The following is a 19,509-nucleotide window of genomic DNA, read 5'->3' as shown; positions in this document are numbered from 1 at the left end:
TTTGATATATCTTTAATGGTATTAATTACTAAATTCTCTTCTTAATTCTTGCAATCTGTTTGCCACAGAAGCGTTGTATTGTTTGTCTCCTATTCTCAAAATAAATCCGCCGATGATTGATGGATCTACGATGTTTTCGATAGTTATCTTTTTGTCTGAAATGGAAGCAATCTTAGCCAATACTTGATTTTGTAAATCAGCAGTAATTGGAAAAGCTGTAGTTACTTTGGCCAATTCAACACCATTCATTTCGTCGAATTGGGTATTGTATTGTTTAGCAACATCGGCTAAAATTTCAAACCTTTTGTTTTCCTGAAGCAATCTGAATAAAGCATTGGTTTCTGACTGAACAGCAGCAAAAACTTCTTTCAAGGCACTCATTTTCACTTCTGAAGCAATGATTGGGCTTGATAGAAATTCGCTTAGTTCACCGCTTCCGGCAACCGAAGCAACGATTGACAACATGTCATCATTTACTTTAGCAGCGTTTCCGCTTGAAACCGCAGTTTCTAAAATTGCTTTCGCATATCTAATCGCAGCTCTTGACATAACGATTAATTTAATTTTACATCACCTAACATTTTCTCTACCAATTTGGTTTGAGCTTCTTTGTTAGATAATTCGTCTTTTAATAATTTTTCAGCGATGTCTAATGACAAAGTCGAAACCTGAGCTTTCAATTCAGCCAAAGCTGCATTTTTTTCACTTTCGATAGAAGCTTTAGCTTGCTCAATCATTTTTTGACCGGCTACTTGTGCTTCTGTTTTAGCATCGTTGATCATTTTTTCTTTGATTTCACGAGCTTCTTTCATCATGGTATCACGCTCTAATCTTGCTTCAGCTAATAATTTCTCATTATCTGATTTCAAGTTTTGCATTTCTTTCTTAGCATTTTCAGCAGAAAGTAAAGCGTTTCTGATTCCTTCTTCTCTTTCGTTTACGGCATCAAGAATTGGTTTCCAAGCAAATTTTTTCAATAAGAAAATCAATCCTACGAAAATCAAAAACTGCCAGAAGAACAATCCTAATGAAAAATCATTTATTAACTTTTCCATATTATAAAGTAATTATATAGTCTTTTAATTTAATTTTTAAACAAAAGCTACAACCAACCGTTGCAGCTTTTTGTTTTGTTTGAATTATACTGCGAATAAAGCAGCAAATCCGATACCTTCAATAAGCGCAGCAGCAATAAGCATAGCTGTTTGGATTTTACCAGTAGCTTCCGGTTGACGTGCAATAGCGTCCATTGCAGAACCACCAATTCTTCCGATACCGATACCAGCTCCGATTACTACTAATCCAGCTCCAATGATTTTAGGAATTTCCATAAAAATATGTATTAAAAATTAAACATTAATATTAATGGTGAGCTTCTTCGTGATGATGCTCTTCTACGGCCGAACCAAAATAAAGGGCCGACAACATAGTAAATATATAAGCTTGCAATAAAGCAACTAATATTTCAATTAATGAAATCGCAAACGAAAGGAAGAAAGACAAGCTACTTCCAATCCAGTTTTTGAAAACAAACATCAACCCAATCAAACTCATCAATACGATGTGACCCGCAACGATATTCGCATAAAGACGAATCATTAATGAGAATGGTTTGATGATAGTACCCAATAATTCGATTGGTGCTAAGATAAATTTCATTGGCACAGGTACACCCGGCATCCAGAAAATGTGACCCCAATAATCTTTTTTAGCGGTAAAGGTTGTGATTAAGTAAGTGATTAAAGCCAAACAAGCAGTTACGGCAATGTTTCCGGTTACGTTAATTCCAAGCGGCGTTAATCCGAAGATATTTAAGAACCAAATAAAGAAGAAGATGGTTAATAAATAACTCATGTATCTTTTATAGTGCTTTTCTCCAATGTTTGGAATGGCAATTTCATCTCTTACGTATAAAACAATCGGTTCGAATATACGACCAACTCCTGAAGCAATTCCCCCGTTTTTAACGTAAGATTTGGCCAAACCTCTAAACAATAGGAACATGATTAAAGCTACTACGAAAATCATGAATACGTTTTTGGTAATAGAGAAATCAAGTGGTTTTTCATTAGTAGCATGGTGATGCTCATCCATAGTGACTTCGCCTTGAGCGCTGTCAACTTTGTAGATTTTACCGTGGTGTAATTTGTAGAAAGTTCCGTTAACTTCAGCCACCTCATCATCGTTGTGGAATTTTGAAGAAGAAAAAACTTGTAAACCATTGTCAAGCAAAATTACCGGTAACGGGAAACCAACGTGGTGTTGTTTTCCGGCTTCGTCTTTGTAACCAAAAATATTGAAGTCATACGAATCTTTCAAGTGATGATCGATGAACTCTTTGATTTCGGTTTTGACGTCTTTCGGTTCTGCTGATTCTCCATGTGCAGCTTCTACCACATGAGTAGTTTCTGCTGAAACTTGGGTTGAATCAACTGTTGGATTTGCCGAACTTACTAATGGTAAAAAAGCTACTAAGGTAGCGATGATAAAACGGAGTGGTTTTTTTGAAAACACCATATCTGATAATTATCTAAATTTTATTTTCTCAAATTTGGTGCAAAAGTACAATATTAATTAATATTAAAAAGTATAAGTTTTAATTTTTTTGATAGAATTGTCAATTTAAAACCCATTTATTGTTTATTATTTAAAATTCTGATAGTTACATAGGTTTCTATTGTCAAAAAGTAAATAAAAACGATAAAAAAACTCATTTTTTCTGTCGGCGTTTTGGGCAGGTTTGCAGCCAAAATCGGTTTCAAAAAAAGAAAAGCGATTCCCATTTTTAAAGTAGTGAGTAACAAGAAGGTATAACCGACTGAATTAATACTCTTTTCTTTAATCTTGTCAAGAACTAGAATCAACAAAGAAGAAAAGAAGAAAAAGAACAAATACAATAACTCAATTGAATAGATAAATCCTTCTTCGAATACTTTTGGAACAAAAAAATAAAACAAAGCTTTGTGCATTATAAAACCAATAAGTCCTAAAACTAAAATGGTAAAAATTGATTTGAATTTGTCTAAATTCATATTACTGATTATCAGATTTATTAATTTCTTTCAATTGACGATTAAGATTATAAAACGCAATAGCTACGCCAACTAAGGTTAAAATTTTCACATATAAATTATGCGGATTGGCGTACTTTTCGTCGAGCCAACGACCGAGATAAGCAAACAAAAAAACAATTACGCCCATTTGAATGGGAATGTTGATCAATGTCAACCATTTGTTACGCGCTTTTTTCTTCGGTTGATTGTCCATTGTTAGGAAGGTTTTTCACGTGTGGTTTCATGACACAAGACGCGCTGAATTCGGCTCCGGGTTCTACAGAAAGTTTGCCACAAATTACTTCTCCTATGATATGGGATTTTGATTTTACATTCAGGATTTCCTGGACTTGGATTTTGCCTTCAAAAGTGCCTTCGATATCTGCATTTTTACAAATGATGTCGCCTTTTACACTTCCGGCCGGACCGATAACTATTTTTCCTTTCGATTGAAAGTTACCTATCAGATGTCCATCCAAACGAAAATCGGCAGGAGAAACAATATCACCGGTAATGGTAGTTCCTTCCACAATTCTATTGGTTTTCCCTAAAAGATCAGTGTATGATTTTGGACTTTTTTCAAACATAACTTTACCCTTTCTTACTTGGCGGTGTCGTTAATTGAGGTGTTGGAGGTAAATCCATCTTACCCTTATTGATTTCTGCGCCTTTTTGTGTTTTTGTGGTTTGTGGTTTATTAACCTCTTGTTGTTCTTGTTGTTGAATCGGTTTTTGTTCTTGGACTACCGGTTTTTCTATAGTTCCATCCCAATTTGGTTTCGTGGGATTGTCTGTTAAATTTCCGGCTAAAAACTCATTCAGATTCTTTTTGATTTGAAGAATCGTATAATTTTCGGTTGAAATAATAATTGGCACTTCTTGAACCTTATAATCTTTGTAGTCTTTTAAAATAGAAGTAATTCCAACCGCTAAGTCATTAGAATTCATCCCATGAATTACCACAAAATTGTCGGTCATCGTGTAAATATCCAAAGAAACGGTCAGTTTTCCTAAGTCTCTGTCTTTAATAAATTTAGCAATCTTCTCTCGAAGCACTTTGGTATTTTTATCATCAAAATCTTTAGTTCTGTAAAGAATTTTCCAGTTTTTAGAATCTAGACTTGACAATTGTAAGGCTTGTAATTTTGGTAAATCTACCGATAACATTTTCTCGGCTCTTTTACCTTCTTCGCTATTGGGATAATTCAAGGCTACAAAATTCAACGCTTTTGCGTATTCATCAAGACCAGCTAATTTTCCAACAATATTGGCTTTTAATAATTCTAATTTTGGAACAATTTCATCTCCGGTAAATCGGTCGGTTGCGCTTTCTGTATCGGTTAAAACTAATTTATAATCACCTTCTTGATAACGTTTGTAGAGGCTTTGATAAACTGCTTTCGGCGAATCACTGTTTTCTGCGTATTCACCGCCGGGGTTGCTTAAAATTTGGGCATATCTTGAATTAGGGAATGAAGTAATGATTCTGTTTTTCATTCCTTCGGCTTTCGACTTGTCTATAATTTCATAAATTTTATACAAATTATACATCGAAGGCAAAACCAATCTTTCTTCAGGATCATTCTGCAACAAACGCTCTAATTTGTCAGCTGCCAACTGGTATTCTTTGAATTTTTCTTTGTAGATAACACCCAGTTGATAATAAGCGAAATTTCTTTCTTTGCTCAAACTATCAATAAGTGTTTGGCTGGTTGGCAGTTGTTTGATGTAAAAATCGGGTGTAAATCGCTCTTCAATAATAGCTTCTTTTGAGACTTTGTCGCTATTTTTATCTTCTTCTTCAACATTGTCTTTGTCATTGTTTTTACCTGAACCTGTTTCTAATCTCCAATTGTCTTGTAGCGTTCGCTTACCCCAAATTTTTTGAAACTCCTTTTTTCCAAATGCAACGGTTGTAGGATTATAAAAATAAAACGTTGCCTGATTTCCATTTGAGTTTGAAGCGATAGATGGATTTAATTTTTTGCCGCTGGTATTAACCTCTGAATCTGTTTTTCCTTCGTTCCTTTCTTGGTTTTCTTTGATTCTGGCTTCCTTCTCGGCTAATTTTAGGGCTATTTCTTCTTCTTTTTTAAGCTTCTCTATATGCTTTTGAAAATAAGCTGTTCTGTCTGCACCCGACATAGAAAACAATGAAATGATACTGTCATTGGTTTGAGCAATCGCTTCATATTTGATGACATCTTCCAGATTTTCCCTTTTCTTTTTAATCAAATTGAATTCGCGTGTTCTTGGTTTTAAATGCACCAATGTACTGTCAAAATATTTCCCAGCTGTCAGATATTTGGCTGAATCAAAATAAATATCAGCTAAATTCCTGTAATTTGATGCAATAAGATAATTGTCTTGTGTTTTCTTTTTTAGCGAAAGATTATAGTGTTTTTTGGCTTGGGACAAATTGTTTTGCTTGTCATAAAACAATGCTACTTGGTGGTGTAATACATCTAAATAAGGACGGTTTTCACGGTCTTCAAGCAAATCGTTGAATTTTTTCAGGAACGCAATGGTATCTCCGTTTTTATAATCAAACTGACCCGCTTGTTTAGCATGTGCCTGAATCACATATTGACGGGCTGATTTTCTGTTCATGTCAATTACCTCTTGGAATTTGGCATAAGCACTGTCTTTGTAACCCAATCCTTCGTAAAGTTGCCCTAATATGAATCGGTATCTCGCTTTTTCCTCGTTGGATTTAGTGAATTCGGTAGCCAGTTTTATTTTGGCTACAGCGCTGTCTTTTTCTTCTAAATTCAAATAGGCCTGAGCTAATGCCGCATTAGCATCAGCAAAAATTTGGTCTTTGAATTTGATTTCTTTTAAAAGTTTGGTCAAGTTGTTAACCGCTATCGCGTCGTTTTCTAGACGCATATTGGTTTTTTCACGCCAAATTTTGACTTCGTAAATTTTGTCGCTTTTTGGATATTTATAAAGTACATAATTGAAAGCCTCCAAGGCCGGTACAAAACGTTGTTCGTAATACCTTGATTGTCCCAAAAGCAAGTGCGCTTCATCCATTTGTGGGTTTTTCTCCGAACCTTGAATGTTCATCGAGTGTTTTTGAATGGCTTTAGTGGCTTTAGTTTCCGCTCTTTCGAAATTCGCGTTTCTGTTATCACCGGGTAACATTCTGTCTTCAGTAACCTGCATTCTCTCGATAGGAAGCAATTCCCAAAAATTGTCACTGTTTTGCAATTTCACATCTTCAATCCCTTTTTCCAAAGCGATTCCGCCATTGTATAAAATGTTGTATTTGGTGCTAAGCGCATGTGAATTTCGGGAAAGGAAAGTGTTTTTCTTGGTAGAACAAGCTATCAAAAAAACAAGCAATCCGGTATAGATAAGATATTTAATAGTATTGGTTTTCAAAGCGAAACGTATTTTTATAATAACGTGAAAAAGTCATAAATAGTATAACTAACTGGTAAAAATACGTTTCTTTTTGATATGGCAAAAAATTAGACTGCAAAAAATGCTTCCAGTTCTTTTAAAGTTTCAGGAGATGTTTGAATATCTTTTACGACTTCGCCCAAATGCAAGGCAACAATTCGGTTACAAACCTCAACGGTATGAACCAAATCATGACTCGATACCAAAACCGTTCTGTTAGGGTCTTCGGCTAATTCTTTGATAATTTTTTTCAATCGGTTTACGGTTGTTGGATCAAGATTGGCAAACGGCTCATCTAAAATAACCACTTCTGGATTGCCAATCAAAGCTGCTATAATGCCCACTTTTTTCATATTCCCTTTAGATAAATCTCGAAGGTATTTTCGGCTGTTGAGAATTTCTCCGTTGAAGAATTCTTCGTGTTTTTTTAGTAATGCATCTACATCTGCTTTATTTTGTCCCCGCAAATCTCCGATGAAATAGAAATATTCTTCAGCGGTTAAATAACCTATTAAGAAACTCTCATCGATAAAAGCTGCGGTAAAAGGTTTCCATGCTTCGCTGGTATTAACCTGAACTTTATTGTTTATAATATGTCCGGAACTTGGTTGGATTAAGTCGAGCAATAAACTAAAGAAAGTGGTTTTTCCGGCTCCGTTGTTTCCTACTAATCCGAAGCTTTGCCCTTTTGGAATTTCAAGATTAGTGATGTTTAAAACGCGAACACCATTAGCATATGTTTTTGAAAGATTATTGACTTGTATCATCTTAAAAGTAGTTAGTGATTAGTGATTGGTAATTAGTTTTTTTGTTTATAAGCAGCAATGGTTTCGTACTTTTCGGTTTTGTAAATTTTTTCAATTTTATCAAAAACATAATTTCTGAAAGCAAAGCCTAAAACTCCGGCACCCGCGACGAAAATCAGTCCAACATTTGGAGAAAATAAATAATACCCTAAAGCATACAATCCCATTGGTAACAACATTTTTGGAATGGCGATTAACATGGTTTTTACATTAAAAGCTTGTTTGTCACCAAAGGCCTGTTTGCTGGTGGTTAAATCGATTGGGGTTTTTACGAAAGCACCGCCAAGCATTACCAAATGAGAATTGACACCAATATTAAAAATCGCAGCAACGACAATAATAAGATAAGTATGTAGCCCGAAATACAAATAAAAAGACGCTAAAATGGTTGTGATTACCGTAGCAATCACCATCAACCACCATTTTGCACTGATGTATTCTCGATATTGAATGTTTTGACTCATCATTAATTGGTAATAGGCGCTATCCCAACTTGGCACAAACTGCCCGAAAACAAATAAAAAGCCACCAGAAACAAATATTCCGGCAAAAACTTTCATCGCTGGATTATCGTAAGCTTCGATTGATTGTGTATAAAATAACAGACCATAAAAAATAAATACCACACTCATGATAACTGTGGTTTTGGAGCGTTTGTTCCTTTTCAATAAACGTATATCGTTTTTGAGGAATGTTCCCAAAGTACCAAATTGGTCTAACCAAGTGAAATTTTCGGTTTTAGCGATATCGCTTCTCTTAGCTAATCCATCATCAAGGTTTAATCGGCTCTTGAAGTAGATAAATGAGAAATAATAAACCAATGCAACAAGAATAATAGGAACCAAAAACAAATAATTGGTGTCATACATTCCTTGAAAAAACTGAGTCGAATAAACCGTTAAATCAAAAATATGATAATATTGTAATGCTATTAAACCAATCAAAATAGCCAAAACGCTGTAAAAAACCGAACTTTTATTATTGACAAAGACATTGATGTAATTGTTGGAATAAATTAGAGCCACAATGCCTAAATGCCACAAAATCGCTTGGTAACCAAATCCTTCATACAATAAACGCGCGGTAAATGGCACAAAGAAAAAAGCATGCATTATATTGAAAAAAGAGATGGTGGTTTTCCCTAGTGAAAAATGTACAATCGTGCTTCGTTTTATAGGTAAAAGCAATAATGGTTTGATATTGGTCACCGGCATCTTTTGCAAGAAATAGCGAATAATCAAATCAATTAACACATAATAAACGAGATATTTATTTACCGTTTCCAATGGTTTTAGATTGTATTTCTCCATGATGTCATAGGAAAAAATACCTAGTGCCAAAAACTCCAAGATGATAAAGGCCGCAAAAATACCCATGATGATTTTCAGCGCCAGATTACTCCCAAAAGAAGACGACCGAAGAAAAGACTTCCATTCTAGTTTGATGAAATGTTTGAACATAGTTGGTGGTTTTAGGTTTTGGAAATTAGTTCCTAAAGATAGAAAATTGTTACAATTTAATTTACAAATTCATATTCAGGATAAGTTTCTTTGAGGTGTTTTTCGGCTTTAGACGGAATTAAAACCAAAACGATATATTCTGTCAACGCAAAGACAATCATGAATAAAGCATAAATCGCCAAAACCCAATCCGGATAACTTTCAGCTCTTAGATGAATAGAAAACTGTAACGGTAAATTGATCAAACCGGCCGAAGCGCTATACCCAAAAATAATGTCTTTGAATAACCATTTTCGGCCACTCTTTTGACTTCTTCGTTTATTGGTTCTCCAAAGTATGGTCATTCCAATGAAATAAAATAAAACCAAGAAAAGGAAAACCGTTTGCATTATCCAAATACCTTCTTGAAGGGATTTCAGGAAGTAAAAAATAATACCGATAGCCGAGAAAGTTCCGATGATTTTTGGGATTGAAAAGAACGTTTTCAATTCGCTTAAAACCAATTTATTGTACTTTTTATTCAAGGCAACTTGTCGTTCTTCGACCACTTCCATAAACCCGAAAACACCGAATTTTTTAAACTCAATTTTTAAAGCTTCTTCAAAAGATAATTTCGGATTTTCTAGCCATTGTTCTTCAATGGCATTCGCCAAATGATCCACCAATTCGGTTTGCAAATCGTAATATTCCACATAATGCTGGCGTGTGAAAGTGTATAGTCTTTCTATTTGTTCGGCGTTGAGTTTCATGATTTCAGATAACTGATTTGTTGACGATTAAATTTTATAAGTTCTTGTATAAAATAAGAAACATACCCAAAAAACAGGAAGCTAAAAATAGTAAGTATAATTGCCGAAGGCGGCGTTTTACTAAAAATCGGAAAGAAAAAAAATTGTCCGAAGTAGATTAAAACTAATAACTGAGACACTTTTTCAACTTTATAAAATTGCTTTTTAAGTTGATATTTCATATATACCTGCTGGAAAATTGCAGCTGTTAATACCAATACAAAAAACAAATTATTAATGGTGAATTCTTCAGAAAAGTATTGATTAACATCAACTTTTCTAATAACGCCGTAAAACAGAACTCCGAAAATCAACATTTGTGGCTTTCCTAAAAAAAGAAAAAACTGAACTATAGTTGATAACGAAAAACTTCCACGCTGTTTGTTACTTTTCAGAATATCTTTTTTATTAATTGCCATGTATTGTTTGAAGGCGTTATAAAAATCATGTTGTTCTGATTGCATTTTTTCCTCAATAGCCGTTGCAATATGGTCTACCATCTCTTGACGAATATCCACATAGACAACATCACTACTTTGTAAATACGTGTCAATGAATTTGATTTCATCTCTTGATAATTTCATCATCAATAATCTAATTTAGGTTGAACTAAAGTTTGCATATTCCTAATAAAATCTTCCAATTCGGTCAGTCTGTTCACGGTTTCTGCCGAACCTTTTTCCGTAAGCTTATAATATTTTCGCAATCTGTTGTCTACATTTTCAACTTCAACTTCTAAAACGCCTTCGGCTTCCAATTTATGTAACGCCGGATACAACGCACCTTCGGTGATTTTCAGTTCGCCTTTGGTGATTTCTTTTACTTTTTGGGTGATTTCATAGCCATACATTCGGCCATTTTCTTCCAATAGCTTCATCACTATTGTGGTCAAACTTCCTTTGTATAATTGTGAACTTTTCATTGACTTTCATTTTTAAAAATCAAATATACATAAGTTTTTTATATACATAAAATTCTTAGGTATAAATTATTATTTTCTCAAAAGTGATACGTTCGCTACCTTTGCCAAAAATAAATTCCATGTCAGCTTTTTATAAATTACATATCAAAGAAGTAAAGCGCGAAACACCAAGCGCTATTTCTGTTGCTTTTACCATTCCGGCCGAATTAAAATCGGCTTACCAATTTACTGCCGGTCAATACGTTAACCTAAAATTAACCCTTGACGGACAAGAAGTACGCCGAGCCTATTCGGTTTGTTCTTCGCCTAATAGTGATGAATTGCGTATCTCGATTAAATCCGTGAAAAGTGGTCATTTTTCTAAATTTGCCAATGAGAATTTGAAAGTGGGCGATATTTTAGAAGTCAGTCAACCCGAAGGAAGATTTACGTTCGAACCTTCTTTTTCGAACCTAAAAAACTATGCGGCTTTTGCAGCAGGAAGCGGCATTACACCGGTAATGTCTATTTTAAAATCGGTTTTGGAAGGCGAACCAAATAGTTCTTTTGTATTGGTTTACGGCAATAAAACGCCGGAAGAGACCATCTTTCACGATGAGTTACACGACTTACAATTAAAATATGTAGGGCGATTTTTTGTACACTTTGTGTATAGTCAAGCTAAAATAGACAACGAACTTTTTGGTCGAATTGATAAGTCAACCGTCAACTTTGTGTTGAACAACAAGCACAAAGAAAAAGAGTTTGACAAGTTCTATTTGTGCGGTCCGGAAGAGATGATTAATTTGGTTTCGACGGTTTTAAAAGAACACAACATTGCCGATAAAAACATCAAATTCGAATTGTTTTCGACTTCAACTGCTGCCGAAAATACCACTGCGGCTTCGCACGATGGTCATACCAAAATTACCGTAATGGTCGATGACGAGGAAACCACTTTTGAAATGTCACAAAAACAAACGGTTTTGGAAGCGGCTTTAAAACAAGGGATTGATGCTCCGTATTCTTGTCAAGGCGGCATTTGCAGTTCTTGCTTGGCGCGAATCACGAATGGTTCAGCCGAGATGAAAAAGAATTCGATTTTGACAGATGGTGAAATTGCCGACGGATTGATTTTAACTTGTCAAGCCCATCCGACTTCTTCGGAAATTTATGTGGATTTTGATGATGTATAGTTAAAAACAAAGATATTGTCATCCCGAGCGCAGTCGAGGGACCAAATTCCAATTTTGTCTAGGCAAGATTGGAATTTATTTTTTCCACCACTTGCTCAACGGAAATTGTTCGCATAGCATTTTCGTAGCCTTCTACTTTTTTGTTACCATAAACTGAAGTCGGCAAAAGCGGATATTGTTCTCTATCAGAAACCAAACAGTTTTCCATTGGTTGGTTGAAAGGTTTGAAACCGGCATAAGGATGCGTTGCGCCCCAAAGTGTGATTACATTTACACCTAACATCGCTGCAATATGAGCGTTTCCGGAATCCATCGAAAGCATGAGGTCTAAATTGGAAATCAATTGTAATTCTTGTTCGAAAGATAATTTTCCGGCAACCACAATTACATTTTCTTTGGCTGTAGCCAAAATATTCAATTCCTCTATTTCTTTTTTTCCACCACCGAAAAGGAATATTTTATAAGCATGATTTTGGGCCAAATTATATATTACTTTTTGCATCAAATCTAATGGATAAACTTTGCTGTCGTATTGGGCAAATGGCGCAATACCAATCCATTTATAATTGTCTTTTTCGCTTGAAACTTTTAGGATATCTTCGGATAAAATAGCTTTTTCAGGAAATATCGTATTGTTTAAATCAACGAAAAAACCAAGTTCTTTAAAGGTCTCAACATGTCTTTCAAACATTGATTTTACCGGTTGAAAGATTTTGTTTTCGGGACGAGTTAGGGCTTTTTTATCGGCTCTGCCTTTGTCGGTGTGTGCCACTTTTTTTCCGCTTAGCGCGAATAAATTTCGGACTACAATAGAACGCAGCACATTGTGCAAATCGGCAACCGCATCAATATTTAATTTCTTTAAATCGGAATACAATTTGAGCAAACCCAAAAACCCTTTGTGTCGTCCTTTAACATCAACCGCAAAGAAACTGACATTCGGAATTTCGTCAAAAAAAGGCTGGAAAAACGGGCGCGAAACTAGGGTGATTTTCACGCTCGGATTTTGATGTACAAAAGCTCTAATAACAGGAACTGTCATCGCAACATCGCCCATGGCAGACAATCGGATGACGGCTATATGTTGGATTGGGTTTGACAAATTTCTGCATTAAATTGTCATTCCGAGGAACGAGGAATCTCATAATATATGAATAGTTTGATGAGATTTCTCCTTTGTCGAAATGACAAAGACGTTTATTTTTTATTTTGATACAACACCGGATTCAAATCGTCGTCGTTGTACATTTTCATTTGTTTGTATACTTTCATGAACTTGTCGCCGTTTTCAATATCGGTCAACAAATCATTAATAGAAATAAACATGTCGCTTTTTTGGTCTAGCAATACATTCAATTTCTCCTGACATTTAGCTCTGTGTTCCGCCGAAGCTTCTGCACGATTTGCTTCTTCATTCATGTGGTAAATTTTCAACGCTAGAATTGACAAACGATCGATAGCCCAAGCCGGACTTTCAGTGTTGATTTTAGCATTTGGTTTTACCTGAACGTCTTTGTGTTTTTGTAGAAAATAACTATCGATATATTCCACCATATCCGTACGAACTTGGTTTGAAGCGTCAATTTTTCTTTTCAAAACTAAAGCCGCAACCGGATCAATATTTGGGTCGCGGATGATGTCTTCATAATGCCATTGAACAGTATCAACCCAATTTTTAGCATATAATAAATACTCGATAGTTCCTTTGTTATATGGGTTTAACGTTGGTTGATAAACATCATCTATAACGTGGTAATCTTTTATACTTTGCTCAAAAATAGGAAATGCAAATTGTGAAAACATAATTTTGATTTTTATTTTATTTAACTTCGTTCCTTTTGCCTTGAAGACTCGTACACATAAAATTTGACCTAAAAGGACTCGGGTACAAAGATAGTTTTTATACTTTTACCATACCATACAAAATTAAAGTCGTCCATGCACATTCATTACATTTCAGAGCAGAACAGTATTCTCAATCATTTTTTGGCCCAAATTCGCGATGTCAGCATTCAAAAAGACAGCATGCGTTTTCGAAAAAACATCGAGCGCATTGGTGAAATTATGGCTTATGAATTAAGTAAAACTTTAGACTATAAAAACATTGCTGTGCAAACACCATTGGGCATCAAAAACACCACTACGATTGCCGATCATGTGGTTTTGTGTTCTATCCTTCGCGCCGGATTGGCTTTACACACCGGTTTTATGAACATTTTTGACAATGCTGAAAACGGTTTTGTTTCTGCCTATCGCCACCATTATGACAACGATGATAAGTTTGAGATTTTGGTCGAATACCAAGCCGCGCCTTCATTTGAAAATAAAAACCTGATTTTAATCGACCCGATGTTGGCTACCGGACAGTCATTAGTGGCGGTTTTACACAAGTTACATTTGGAACAAAAACCAAAAGAAATTCACATCGCGGTAGTAATTGCTGCTCCTGAAGGCATTGCTTATTTAGAAAAAAATCTCCCGGAAAATTGTCATCTTTGGGTTGCGGCTTTGGACGAAAAGCTTAACGAGAAAAACTACATCGTTCCGGGTTTGGGTGATGCCGGTGATTTGGCTTATGGCAGTAAATTATAACTGAGCAAAAAAGATAAAAAAACTACCTGAAATTAATATCAACAATACGATTTCTTTGTACATATTATTTTGAGAAAACTCAATATTATTGGTACACATTAAAGACAAAGGCATTAGTGTGAAGATTAGCATGCTGTTATTTTTATCCGGAGAAATTAGGAAAACAATTACTCCTACAATAAATGTAAAGATCATTTTTTTATACGATGCTTGCAAAATAAGTGGTCTGTTTGAAACAGTAAAAATGGTAGAAAAAACAAAATACAAAGCGATTACCGAATAGAAAGAGAGTGCTATGTTTTGGTAATTGTTAGTAAAATAATCAAGTTCAAAATTCATTCGCGTTTGATCAAATATATGGTCTATCCATGTTTTGTCAAAAAATAAAGCCGCCGCTAAAAAAACTATTGCCGTAGTTACAAAGGCTACGAATGGTAAAAGCCAATTTCTATAATCTCTAGACACGTGGAATATGATAGAAATATAGACTAAAACTATAAAAAGAATACACCAAAAATGAAATAATGCCGCAATGAAAATCCAAATAGATGCGTCAAAAATCTTTTCTTTTGGTTGTTTTAAAGTCTGTAAAGAAATTAATCTTCTGATGGCCAATAAAAGAAAAAAATTGGCGAATAATATATTAGTGTTGTTGAAAATCGACTGAAAAAGCGCCAAAAAAAGCAAGAAAAAGAGAATGGCATAACTACTGTCTTTTGTTAATCCATTTTTTTTTACAATAAAATTGACCAAAAAAAGTGACGCTAATAATAAGGCTAATGTCTCAATGGTTATTAAAAATCCTTGCGATAAATTTTTAGGGTAAAGGTCACTTGATTGGTGTAAAAAAAAGAAAAGCAATACCAAAATTACAATTAGCGTATAATTTAGAATTGTAGATTTTTTAAAAACACTTGTTATCATGAGGATATTTTATACATTTGTGCTGTAAATATAACATTTTATAAAATGAAAGCATTTTTTGAGGGCATTCAAACTTTATTTGTAGACTTTTTATTCAAACCACTAGATTGGTTACGTGCGCTAGAATTAAGCAATTGGTGGTTGGCTAATATTGTTAGTTGGGTATTAATCATCGTTTGCTGCAAATACATAGTTTACTGGTGCAAAGAATTGAAAAAACACCAAGACAACAACGAAGAAAACCAAGATACTACGGCGCATTCTTTCTTAAGCTAAAAACTCCTTAACCCAAAAAAGGAAAAAGAGGTTTTATATTAAATCGAATCCGATATCTTTTCTAAAATACATCTTATCAAAATGTAGCTTGTCTATGTTTTGGTAAGATTTTTTTATGGCTTCTTGGAAGTTGTCTCCAAAAGAAGTCACAGCCAAAACTCTCCCGCCGCTAGTCACCACTTTGCCGTTTTCCAATTTAGTTCCGGCATGAAAAACAATCGAATCTTTTACGTTTTCAATTCCGGTAATTTCAAAACCTTTGTCATAATCTTCAGGATATCCTCCCGAAACAATCATAATTGTTGTGGCACTTCTTGGGTCGATTTGTAAAGTAACTTCGTTTAGTTTTTGCTTGGCTACCGCTTGAAACAATTCGACTAAATCAGATTTAATTCTAGGCATTACCACTTCGGTTTCCGGATCGCCCATTCTCACGTTGTATTCAATTACCATTGGTTCTTCTTTGACAATGATCAATCCGATAAAGATAAATCCTTTGTATTCGATTTCATCCTTTTGTAAGCCTTCAACTGTTGGTTTAATTATTCTGGTTTCTATTTTCTCTAATAAAATTTTGTCTGCAAACGGGACAGGAGAAACCGCTCCCATTCCGCCGGTATTCAATCCGGTATCTCCTTCGCCAATTCTTTTATAATCTTTGGCGGTAGGCAATACTTTGTAATTCTTTCCGTCCGTTAAAACAAAACAACTTAATTCAATTCCATCAAGAAATTCTTCTATTACTACTTTTGAACTTGCTGTTCCAAATTTGGCGTGAACCAACATATTTCGCAATTCGGTTTTGGCTTCTTCTAAATCATTTAAAATTAAGACTCCTTTCCCGGCGGCCAATCCATCTGCTTTTAAAACATATGGAGGTTGCAGTGTTTCTAAAAAAAGGCATCCATTTTCAACCGTCTCTGAGGTAAAACTATCGTAAGCGGCGGTAGGTATTTTGTGTTTGATTAGAAACTCTTTGGCAAATTCTTTACTTCCTTCTAATTGAGCCCCTACTTTCGATGGCCCAATCACCGGAATATGATTGATAGCACTGTCATTTTTAAAAAAATCATAAATACCGTGAACTAAAGGGTCTTCGGGTCCTACAACAACCATGTTAATTCCTTCTTTCACAACAAAAGTTTTTATGCTTTCAAAGTCAGTTGGGCTGATGGATATGTTGATTGCAATAGCCGCTGTTCCGGCATTTCCCGGTGCTACAAAAAGTTTTTCACACTGTGAACTTTGAATTAATTTATAAGATAATGCGTGTTCTCTCCCGCCTGAACCAAGTAGTAAAATTGTCATTTTTGTTGTGTGTTGTGTTAAAAGTATGCAAAAATACAAGTATTCTTTTTTCTTGAGTTATTTTTAACTAATTTAGTTCCGAATAAAAACAATCATCTTATGAAAAAAATATTACTTTCTTTTTCTTTACTCATTTTAGCCTTTACTGCAAACGCTCAATCTTGGACCTCTCAAGCAACCGGTTTTGACCTTACCAGCAGAGGCCTTTCAGAAATTCATATTGTAAATCCTACAACGGTTTGGGCATTGGCCTATGATGGTTTGAGTACTACAAATGTAATTCAAGAGTTCACCAGAACTACCGATGGAGGAAATACATGGACTCCCGGAACTATCAATGTTGGTGACCCAACTTTATCCATAAACAATATTGCGCCAATTAGTGCTACCACTGCTTGGGTAAGTGCCTTGACCCCAACTATAGGAAACAACGGTGTTATTTACAAAACTACGGATGCTGGTGCAACTTGGGAACAACAAAACATAGGTGCTTTTAATGCCGCATCTTCATTTATTAATGGTGTTCATTTTTTTGATGCCAACAATGGAATTTCTTTCGGAGATGCTGTTGCGGGTGAATTCGAAATTTATACCACTTCAGATGGTGGAGAAACATGGGATCCTGTACCGGGTGCAAATATTCCTAACCCTCTAGGTTCAGGTGCAACAATTGAGTATGGTTACAATGGTGGAAATGTTTTTATCGGTAATACTGCATGGTTAGTAACTAACAGGGGTAGAATATTAAAATCTACTGATATGGGATTAACTTGGACTGTTTCTCAAGCGCCTGTAACTGATTTTGCAGGAACTACTCAAAGTGCGAGATTGACAATGAGTTCTCTTACAAATGGCTGTTTGTTAAAAACTGCAGGTACTACTTACACATTCTATACAACTACTGACGGTGGTGCTACTTGGTCAGCAGGAACTCCATTTACCGGAGCTTACAGAGTTTTAGCTTATGTGCCGGGTACTACAACTTTAGTAGCCACATCTGCAGGAACTCCTTCAGGTTCTGCCTACAGCAATAACAATGGCACTACTTGGATTCCAATCGATTCAGGTGCGCAGAGAGGTGTTGTGACTTTCTTAGATGGTTCAACAGGATGGTGTGCCGGATTTAACGAAGACCCATTTACCGGTGGTATATTTAAATTTAATGGAACGTTGTCTAACAGTGATTTCAATAGTAGTAAATTTAGAGCATATCCAAATCCTACTACTTCTTTAGTGAATTTACAAACTGAAGGATTAGATTCATACACTTTAAAAGTTACTGATTTAGCAGGTAAAGTAATGGTAACCAAAGAATTCAACGGTGTTGAAAACACTCTGGATATTTCAAGTTTTGCTACCGGGGTTTATTTTTTCGAAATTAATTCAGGTAACAAATCAGAAACTATTAAGATTATAAAAAATTAATACTAATAAAATAGTATTTTTAAGGGCTGACATTGGTTAGCCCTTTTTTATTGTTTTTATGTTCCATATTTTCAACTTATCGCTTCAACTCAATGGCTATCCGATAAAGGATGCTCTTCGTGAATTTGAAAAAATTCAATCTTTATCTGAAGCTGAGTATGAAAATTATCTGACTATAAAAAGAAACGATATTGTTGCTTTTCACCTACAAAAAAATGATTCCTATAAAAAATTAGTTGGAAATAGAATTGCTGGCGATTGGAATACACTTCCGATTATGACCAAAAAAGATTTTCAAAAGCCATTAGCCGAAAGACTTTCTGAGGGATATACTCTTAAAAATGTTTATGTCAACAAGACTTCCGGTTCCAGTGGTGATCCTTTTATTTTTGCTAAAGATAAATTCTCTCACGCCTTAACATGGGTCAATATTTTTGACCGATTTGGTTGGTTTAACATTGATTTTAATTCGTCTTTACAAGCGCGTTTTTATGGAATTCCATTAGATTTTTTAGGCAACACTAAAGAACGGTTTAAAGATTTTTTAAGTCATCGTTATCGCTTTCCTATTTTTGATTTATCGGATAATATTTTAGAAGGCGTTCTAGAAAAATTTAAGCAAAAGCGTTTCGATTACATCAATGGTTATACTAGTTCAATCGTCTTATTTGCTAAATTTCTCCAACATAAAAATGTCGTTTTAAAAAGCATTTGTCCGACATTAAAATGTTGCGTTGTCACTTCAGAGATGTTATTTGATGACGATAAGCTATTACTCGAAAAACAATTTGGCGTTCCAATTGTCAATGAATATGGTGCTTCCGAATTGGATTTGATTGCTTTCCAAAATCCTCAAGGAGAATGGCAAGTGAATTCGGAAACCTTATTTGTAGAAATTTTGGACCAAGAAAATAATGTCTTACCTTTTGGAAAAGAAGGTCGAATCGTAATCACTTCTTTATACAACAAAGCCCATCCTTTTATTCGTTATGACATAGGCGATATTGGAATTTTGGATGAGAAAAGCACTTTTAAAAAGCCTATTCTGAAAAAATTAACCGGAAGAACCAATGATGTTGCGATTTTACCTAGTGGTAAAAAATCCCCGGGATTGACTTTTTATTACGTGACCAAAAGCATCATTGAAGATGATGGAAATGTCAAAGAGTTTGTCATTAAACAAACCAAAATCGATACTTTTGACATAGAGTATGTGAGTCAAAGTGAATTGACTTCGGCCCAAATAAAAAATATTGAAAAAGCCATATCAACCTATTTAGAAAACGGTTTGACTTTTAAATTTATCCGAAAAGAAAAATTAGAAAGAACCAAAAGCGGTAAATTGAAACAGTTTGTTTCGTTAGTAAAATAA

22 protein-coding genes are annotated in these 19,509 nt (G+C 34.8%); 5 read left to right on the top strand and 17 right to left on the bottom strand.

Going from position 1 to position 19,509, the window contains the following annotated elements:
* Positions 1–21 precede the first annotated feature (21 nt).
* The 13 genes from atpH to ACK4R1_RS02040 all read right to left on the bottom strand — a co-directional run bounded on the left by atpH (position 22) and on the right by ACK4R1_RS02040 (position 10,437).
* A complete protein-coding gene (gene atpH, locus ACK4R1_RS02100) occupies positions 22–555 on the bottom strand; it encodes an ATP synthase F1 subunit delta (protein WP_409684047.1) in 534 nt (177 codons plus the stop codon).
* Positions 555–1,055, bottom strand: coding sequence for a F0F1 ATP synthase subunit B (locus tag ACK4R1_RS02095; protein WP_409682976.1), 501 nt, complete (start codon positions 1,053–1,055; stop codon positions 555–557). The genes atpH and ACK4R1_RS02095 overlap by 1 nt, the downstream gene beginning before the upstream one ends.
* An 84-nt stretch (positions 1,056–1,139) precedes the next feature.
* The gene (atpE, locus tag ACK4R1_RS02090) at positions 1,140–1,331 is read right to left on the bottom strand and encodes an ATP synthase F0 subunit C (protein WP_171221220.1); all 192 of its coding nucleotides are present in this window, start codon (positions 1,329–1,331) and stop codon (positions 1,140–1,142) included.
* Between the two features lie 31 nt (positions 1,332–1,362).
* A complete protein-coding gene (gene atpB, locus ACK4R1_RS02085) occupies positions 1,363–2,517 on the bottom strand; it encodes a F0F1 ATP synthase subunit A (protein ID WP_409682974.1) in 1,155 nt (384 codons plus the stop codon).
* 116 nt (positions 2,518–2,633) lie between these two features.
* A complete protein-coding gene (locus ACK4R1_RS02080) occupies positions 2,634–3,032 on the bottom strand; it encodes a hypothetical protein (protein WP_409682971.1) in 399 nt (132 codons plus the stop codon).
* Between the two features lies 1 nt (position 3,033).
* Complete coding sequence (locus ACK4R1_RS02075) at positions 3,034–3,267, bottom strand: AtpZ/AtpI family protein (protein WP_409682968.1); 234 nt, start codon at positions 3,265–3,267, stop codon at positions 3,034–3,036.
* Complete coding sequence (locus ACK4R1_RS02070; RefSeq protein WP_409682965.1) at positions 3,236–3,640, bottom strand: polymer-forming cytoskeletal protein; 405 nt, start codon at positions 3,638–3,640, stop codon at positions 3,236–3,238. Before ACK4R1_RS02070 ends, ACK4R1_RS02075 begins: the two co-directional genes overlap by 32 nt.
* A 4-nt stretch (positions 3,641–3,644) precedes the next feature.
* Positions 3,645–6,440 carry a tetratricopeptide repeat protein gene (locus tag ACK4R1_RS02065; protein ID WP_409682962.1) on the bottom strand — a complete coding sequence of 932 codons (2,796 nt, stop codon included), beginning with the start codon at positions 6,438–6,440 and terminating at the stop codon, positions 3,645–3,647.
* Between the two features lie 89 nt (positions 6,441–6,529).
* On the bottom strand, positions 6,530–7,228 hold the full coding sequence (locus ACK4R1_RS02060) for an ABC transporter ATP-binding protein (RefSeq protein ID WP_409682959.1): 699 nt from the start codon (positions 7,226–7,228) through the stop codon (positions 6,530–6,532).
* A 32-nt stretch (positions 7,229–7,260) separates the two neighbouring features.
* Entirely contained in the window at positions 7,261–8,727 is a 1,467-nt protein-coding gene (locus ACK4R1_RS02055; RefSeq protein WP_409682956.1) for a DUF5687 family protein, read from the bottom strand.
* Positions 8,728–8,783: 56 nt separating this feature from the next.
* The gene (locus ACK4R1_RS02050) at positions 8,784–9,476 is read right to left on the bottom strand and encodes a hypothetical protein (RefSeq protein ID WP_409682953.1); all 693 of its coding nucleotides are present in this window, start codon (positions 9,474–9,476) and stop codon (positions 8,784–8,786) included.
* Positions 9,473–10,102: a hypothetical protein gene (locus ACK4R1_RS02045; protein ID WP_409682950.1), complete on the bottom strand. Its 630-nt coding sequence runs from the start codon at positions 10,100–10,102 to the stop codon at positions 9,473–9,475. Before ACK4R1_RS02045 ends, ACK4R1_RS02050 begins: the two co-directional genes overlap by 4 nt.
* A complete protein-coding gene (locus tag ACK4R1_RS02040; RefSeq protein ID WP_409682947.1) occupies positions 10,102–10,437 on the bottom strand; it encodes a PadR family transcriptional regulator in 336 nt (111 codons plus the stop codon). The genes ACK4R1_RS02045 and ACK4R1_RS02040 overlap by 1 nt, the downstream gene beginning before the upstream one ends.
* Positions 10,438–10,556: 119 nt before the next feature.
* On the opposite strand from ACK4R1_RS02040, the gene ACK4R1_RS02035 reads away from it, so the two are divergent.
* Positions 10,557–11,612 (top strand): 2Fe-2S iron-sulfur cluster-binding protein, encoded by a 1,056-nt coding sequence (locus ACK4R1_RS02035; RefSeq protein WP_409682944.1) that lies wholly within the window; start codon positions 10,557–10,559, stop codon positions 11,610–11,612.
* A 58-nt stretch (positions 11,613–11,670) separates the two neighbouring features.
* On the opposite strand, the gene ACK4R1_RS02030 is transcribed toward ACK4R1_RS02035, so the two are convergent.
* Both ACK4R1_RS02030 and ACK4R1_RS02025 read right to left on the bottom strand, forming a co-directional pair.
* Positions 11,671–12,669, bottom strand: coding sequence for a glycosyltransferase family 9 protein (locus ACK4R1_RS02030; RefSeq protein WP_409684045.1), 999 nt, complete (start codon positions 12,667–12,669; stop codon positions 11,671–11,673).
* Positions 12,670–12,809: 140 nt separating this feature from the next.
* Positions 12,810–13,415: a DUF4254 domain-containing protein gene (locus tag ACK4R1_RS02025; RefSeq protein WP_409682941.1), complete on the bottom strand. Its 606-nt coding sequence runs from the start codon at positions 13,413–13,415 to the stop codon at positions 12,810–12,812.
* 135 nt (positions 13,416–13,550) lie between these two features.
* On the opposite strand from ACK4R1_RS02025, the gene upp reads away from it, so the two are divergent.
* Positions 13,551–14,204: a uracil phosphoribosyltransferase gene (gene upp / locus ACK4R1_RS02020; RefSeq protein WP_409682938.1), complete on the top strand. Its 654-nt coding sequence runs from the start codon at positions 13,551–13,553 to the stop codon at positions 14,202–14,204.
* On the opposite strand, the gene ACK4R1_RS02015 is transcribed toward upp, so the two are convergent.
* A complete protein-coding gene (locus ACK4R1_RS02015; RefSeq protein WP_409682936.1) occupies positions 14,199–15,128 on the bottom strand; it encodes a DUF6427 family protein in 930 nt (309 codons plus the stop codon). The genes upp and ACK4R1_RS02015 overlap by 6 nt on opposite strands.
* Positions 15,129–15,173: 45 nt before the next feature.
* Between ACK4R1_RS02015 and ACK4R1_RS02010 the strand changes: the two genes are divergently transcribed.
* A complete protein-coding gene (locus ACK4R1_RS02010; protein WP_409682933.1) occupies positions 15,174–15,404 on the top strand; it encodes a DUF6341 family protein in 231 nt (76 codons plus the stop codon).
* Positions 15,405–15,437: 33 nt separating this feature from the next.
* On the opposite strand, the gene purD is transcribed toward ACK4R1_RS02010, so the two are convergent.
* Positions 15,438–16,712: a phosphoribosylamine--glycine ligase gene (gene purD, locus ACK4R1_RS02005; RefSeq protein WP_409682929.1), complete on the bottom strand. Its 1,275-nt coding sequence runs from the start codon at positions 16,710–16,712 to the stop codon at positions 15,438–15,440.
* Between the two features lie 99 nt (positions 16,713–16,811).
* Here purD and ACK4R1_RS02000 point away from each other — a divergent pair, with 99 nt between their 5' ends.
* Both ACK4R1_RS02000 and ACK4R1_RS01995 read left to right on the top strand, forming a co-directional pair.
* Positions 16,812–18,137, top strand: coding sequence for a T9SS type A sorting domain-containing protein (locus ACK4R1_RS02000; protein WP_409682926.1), 1,326 nt, complete (start codon positions 16,812–16,814; stop codon positions 18,135–18,137).
* 58 nt (positions 18,138–18,195) lie between these two features.
* On the top strand, positions 18,196–19,509 hold the full coding sequence (locus ACK4R1_RS01995; protein WP_409682923.1) for a phenylacetate--CoA ligase family protein: 1,314 nt from the start codon (positions 18,196–18,198) through the stop codon (positions 19,507–19,509).

Origin of the sequence: Flavobacterium sp., from assembly GCF_046293665.1 — a bacterium.
Classification (GTDB): Bacteria; Bacteroidota; Bacteroidia; order Flavobacteriales; family Flavobacteriaceae; genus Flavobacterium.
This window is presented reverse-complemented; position numbering and strand designations above follow the sequence as displayed.

Bases quoted from the DNA above. Each gene is read 5' to 3' on its own strand.
- ACK4R1_RS02015 (WP_409682936.1), bottom strand. From the start codon at position 15,128: ATGATAACAAGTGTTTTTAAAAAATCTACAATTCTAAATTATACGCTA.
- ACK4R1_RS02050 (WP_409682953.1), bottom strand. From the start codon at position 9,476: ATGAAACTCAACGCCGAACAAATAGAAAGACTATACACTTTCACACGC.
- ACK4R1_RS02045 (WP_409682950.1), bottom strand. From the start codon at position 10,102: ATGATGAAATTATCAAGAGATGAAATCAAATTCATTGACACGTATTTA.
- ACK4R1_RS02000 (WP_409682926.1), top strand. From the start codon at position 16,812: ATGAAAAAAATATTACTTTCTTTTTCTTTACTCATTTTAGCCTTTACT.
- ACK4R1_RS02055 (WP_409682956.1), bottom strand. From the start codon at position 8,727: ATGTTCAAACATTTCATCAAACTAGAATGGAAGTCTTTTCTTCGGTCG.
- purD (WP_409682929.1), bottom strand. From the start codon at position 16,712: ATGACAATTTTACTACTTGGTTCAGGCGGGAGAGAACACGCATTATCT.
- ACK4R1_RS02080 (WP_409682971.1), bottom strand. From the start codon at position 3,032: ATGAATTTAGACAAATTCAAATCAATTTTTACCATTTTAGTTTTAGGA.
- atpB (WP_409682974.1), bottom strand. From the start codon at position 2,517: ATGGTGTTTTCAAAAAAACCACTCCGTTTTATCATCGCTACCTTAGTA.
- ACK4R1_RS02075 (WP_409682968.1), bottom strand. From the start codon at position 3,267: ATGGACAATCAACCGAAGAAAAAAGCGCGTAACAAATGGTTGACATTG.
- ACK4R1_RS02070 (WP_409682965.1), bottom strand. From the start codon at position 3,640: ATGTTTGAAAAAAGTCCAAAATCATACACTGATCTTTTAGGGAAAACC.
- atpE (WP_171221220.1), bottom strand. From the start codon at position 1,331: ATGGAAATTCCTAAAATCATTGGAGCTGGATTAGTAGTAATCGGAGCT.
- ACK4R1_RS01995 (WP_409682923.1), top strand. From the start codon at position 18,196: ATGTTCCATATTTTCAACTTATCGCTTCAACTCAATGGCTATCCGATA.
- ACK4R1_RS02040 (WP_409682947.1), bottom strand. From the start codon at position 10,437: ATGAAAAGTTCACAATTATACAAAGGAAGTTTGACCACAATAGTGATG.
- upp (WP_409682938.1), top strand. From the start codon at position 13,551: ATGCACATTCATTACATTTCAGAGCAGAACAGTATTCTCAATCATTTT.
- ACK4R1_RS02025 (WP_409682941.1), bottom strand. From the start codon at position 13,415: ATGTTTTCACAATTTGCATTTCCTATTTTTGAGCAAAGTATAAAAGAT.
- ACK4R1_RS02060 (WP_409682959.1), bottom strand. From the start codon at position 7,228: ATGATACAAGTCAATAATCTTTCAAAAACATATGCTAATGGTGTTCGC.
- ACK4R1_RS02010 (WP_409682933.1), top strand. From the start codon at position 15,174: ATGAAAGCATTTTTTGAGGGCATTCAAACTTTATTTGTAGACTTTTTA.
- ACK4R1_RS02035 (WP_409682944.1), top strand. From the start codon at position 10,557: ATGTCAGCTTTTTATAAATTACATATCAAAGAAGTAAAGCGCGAAACA.
- ACK4R1_RS02095 (WP_409682976.1), bottom strand. From the start codon at position 1,055: ATGGAAAAGTTAATAAATGATTTTTCATTAGGATTGTTCTTCTGGCAG.
- ACK4R1_RS02030 (WP_409684045.1), bottom strand. From the start codon at position 12,669: ATGGGCGATGTTGCGATGACAGTTCCTGTTATTAGAGCTTTTGTACAT.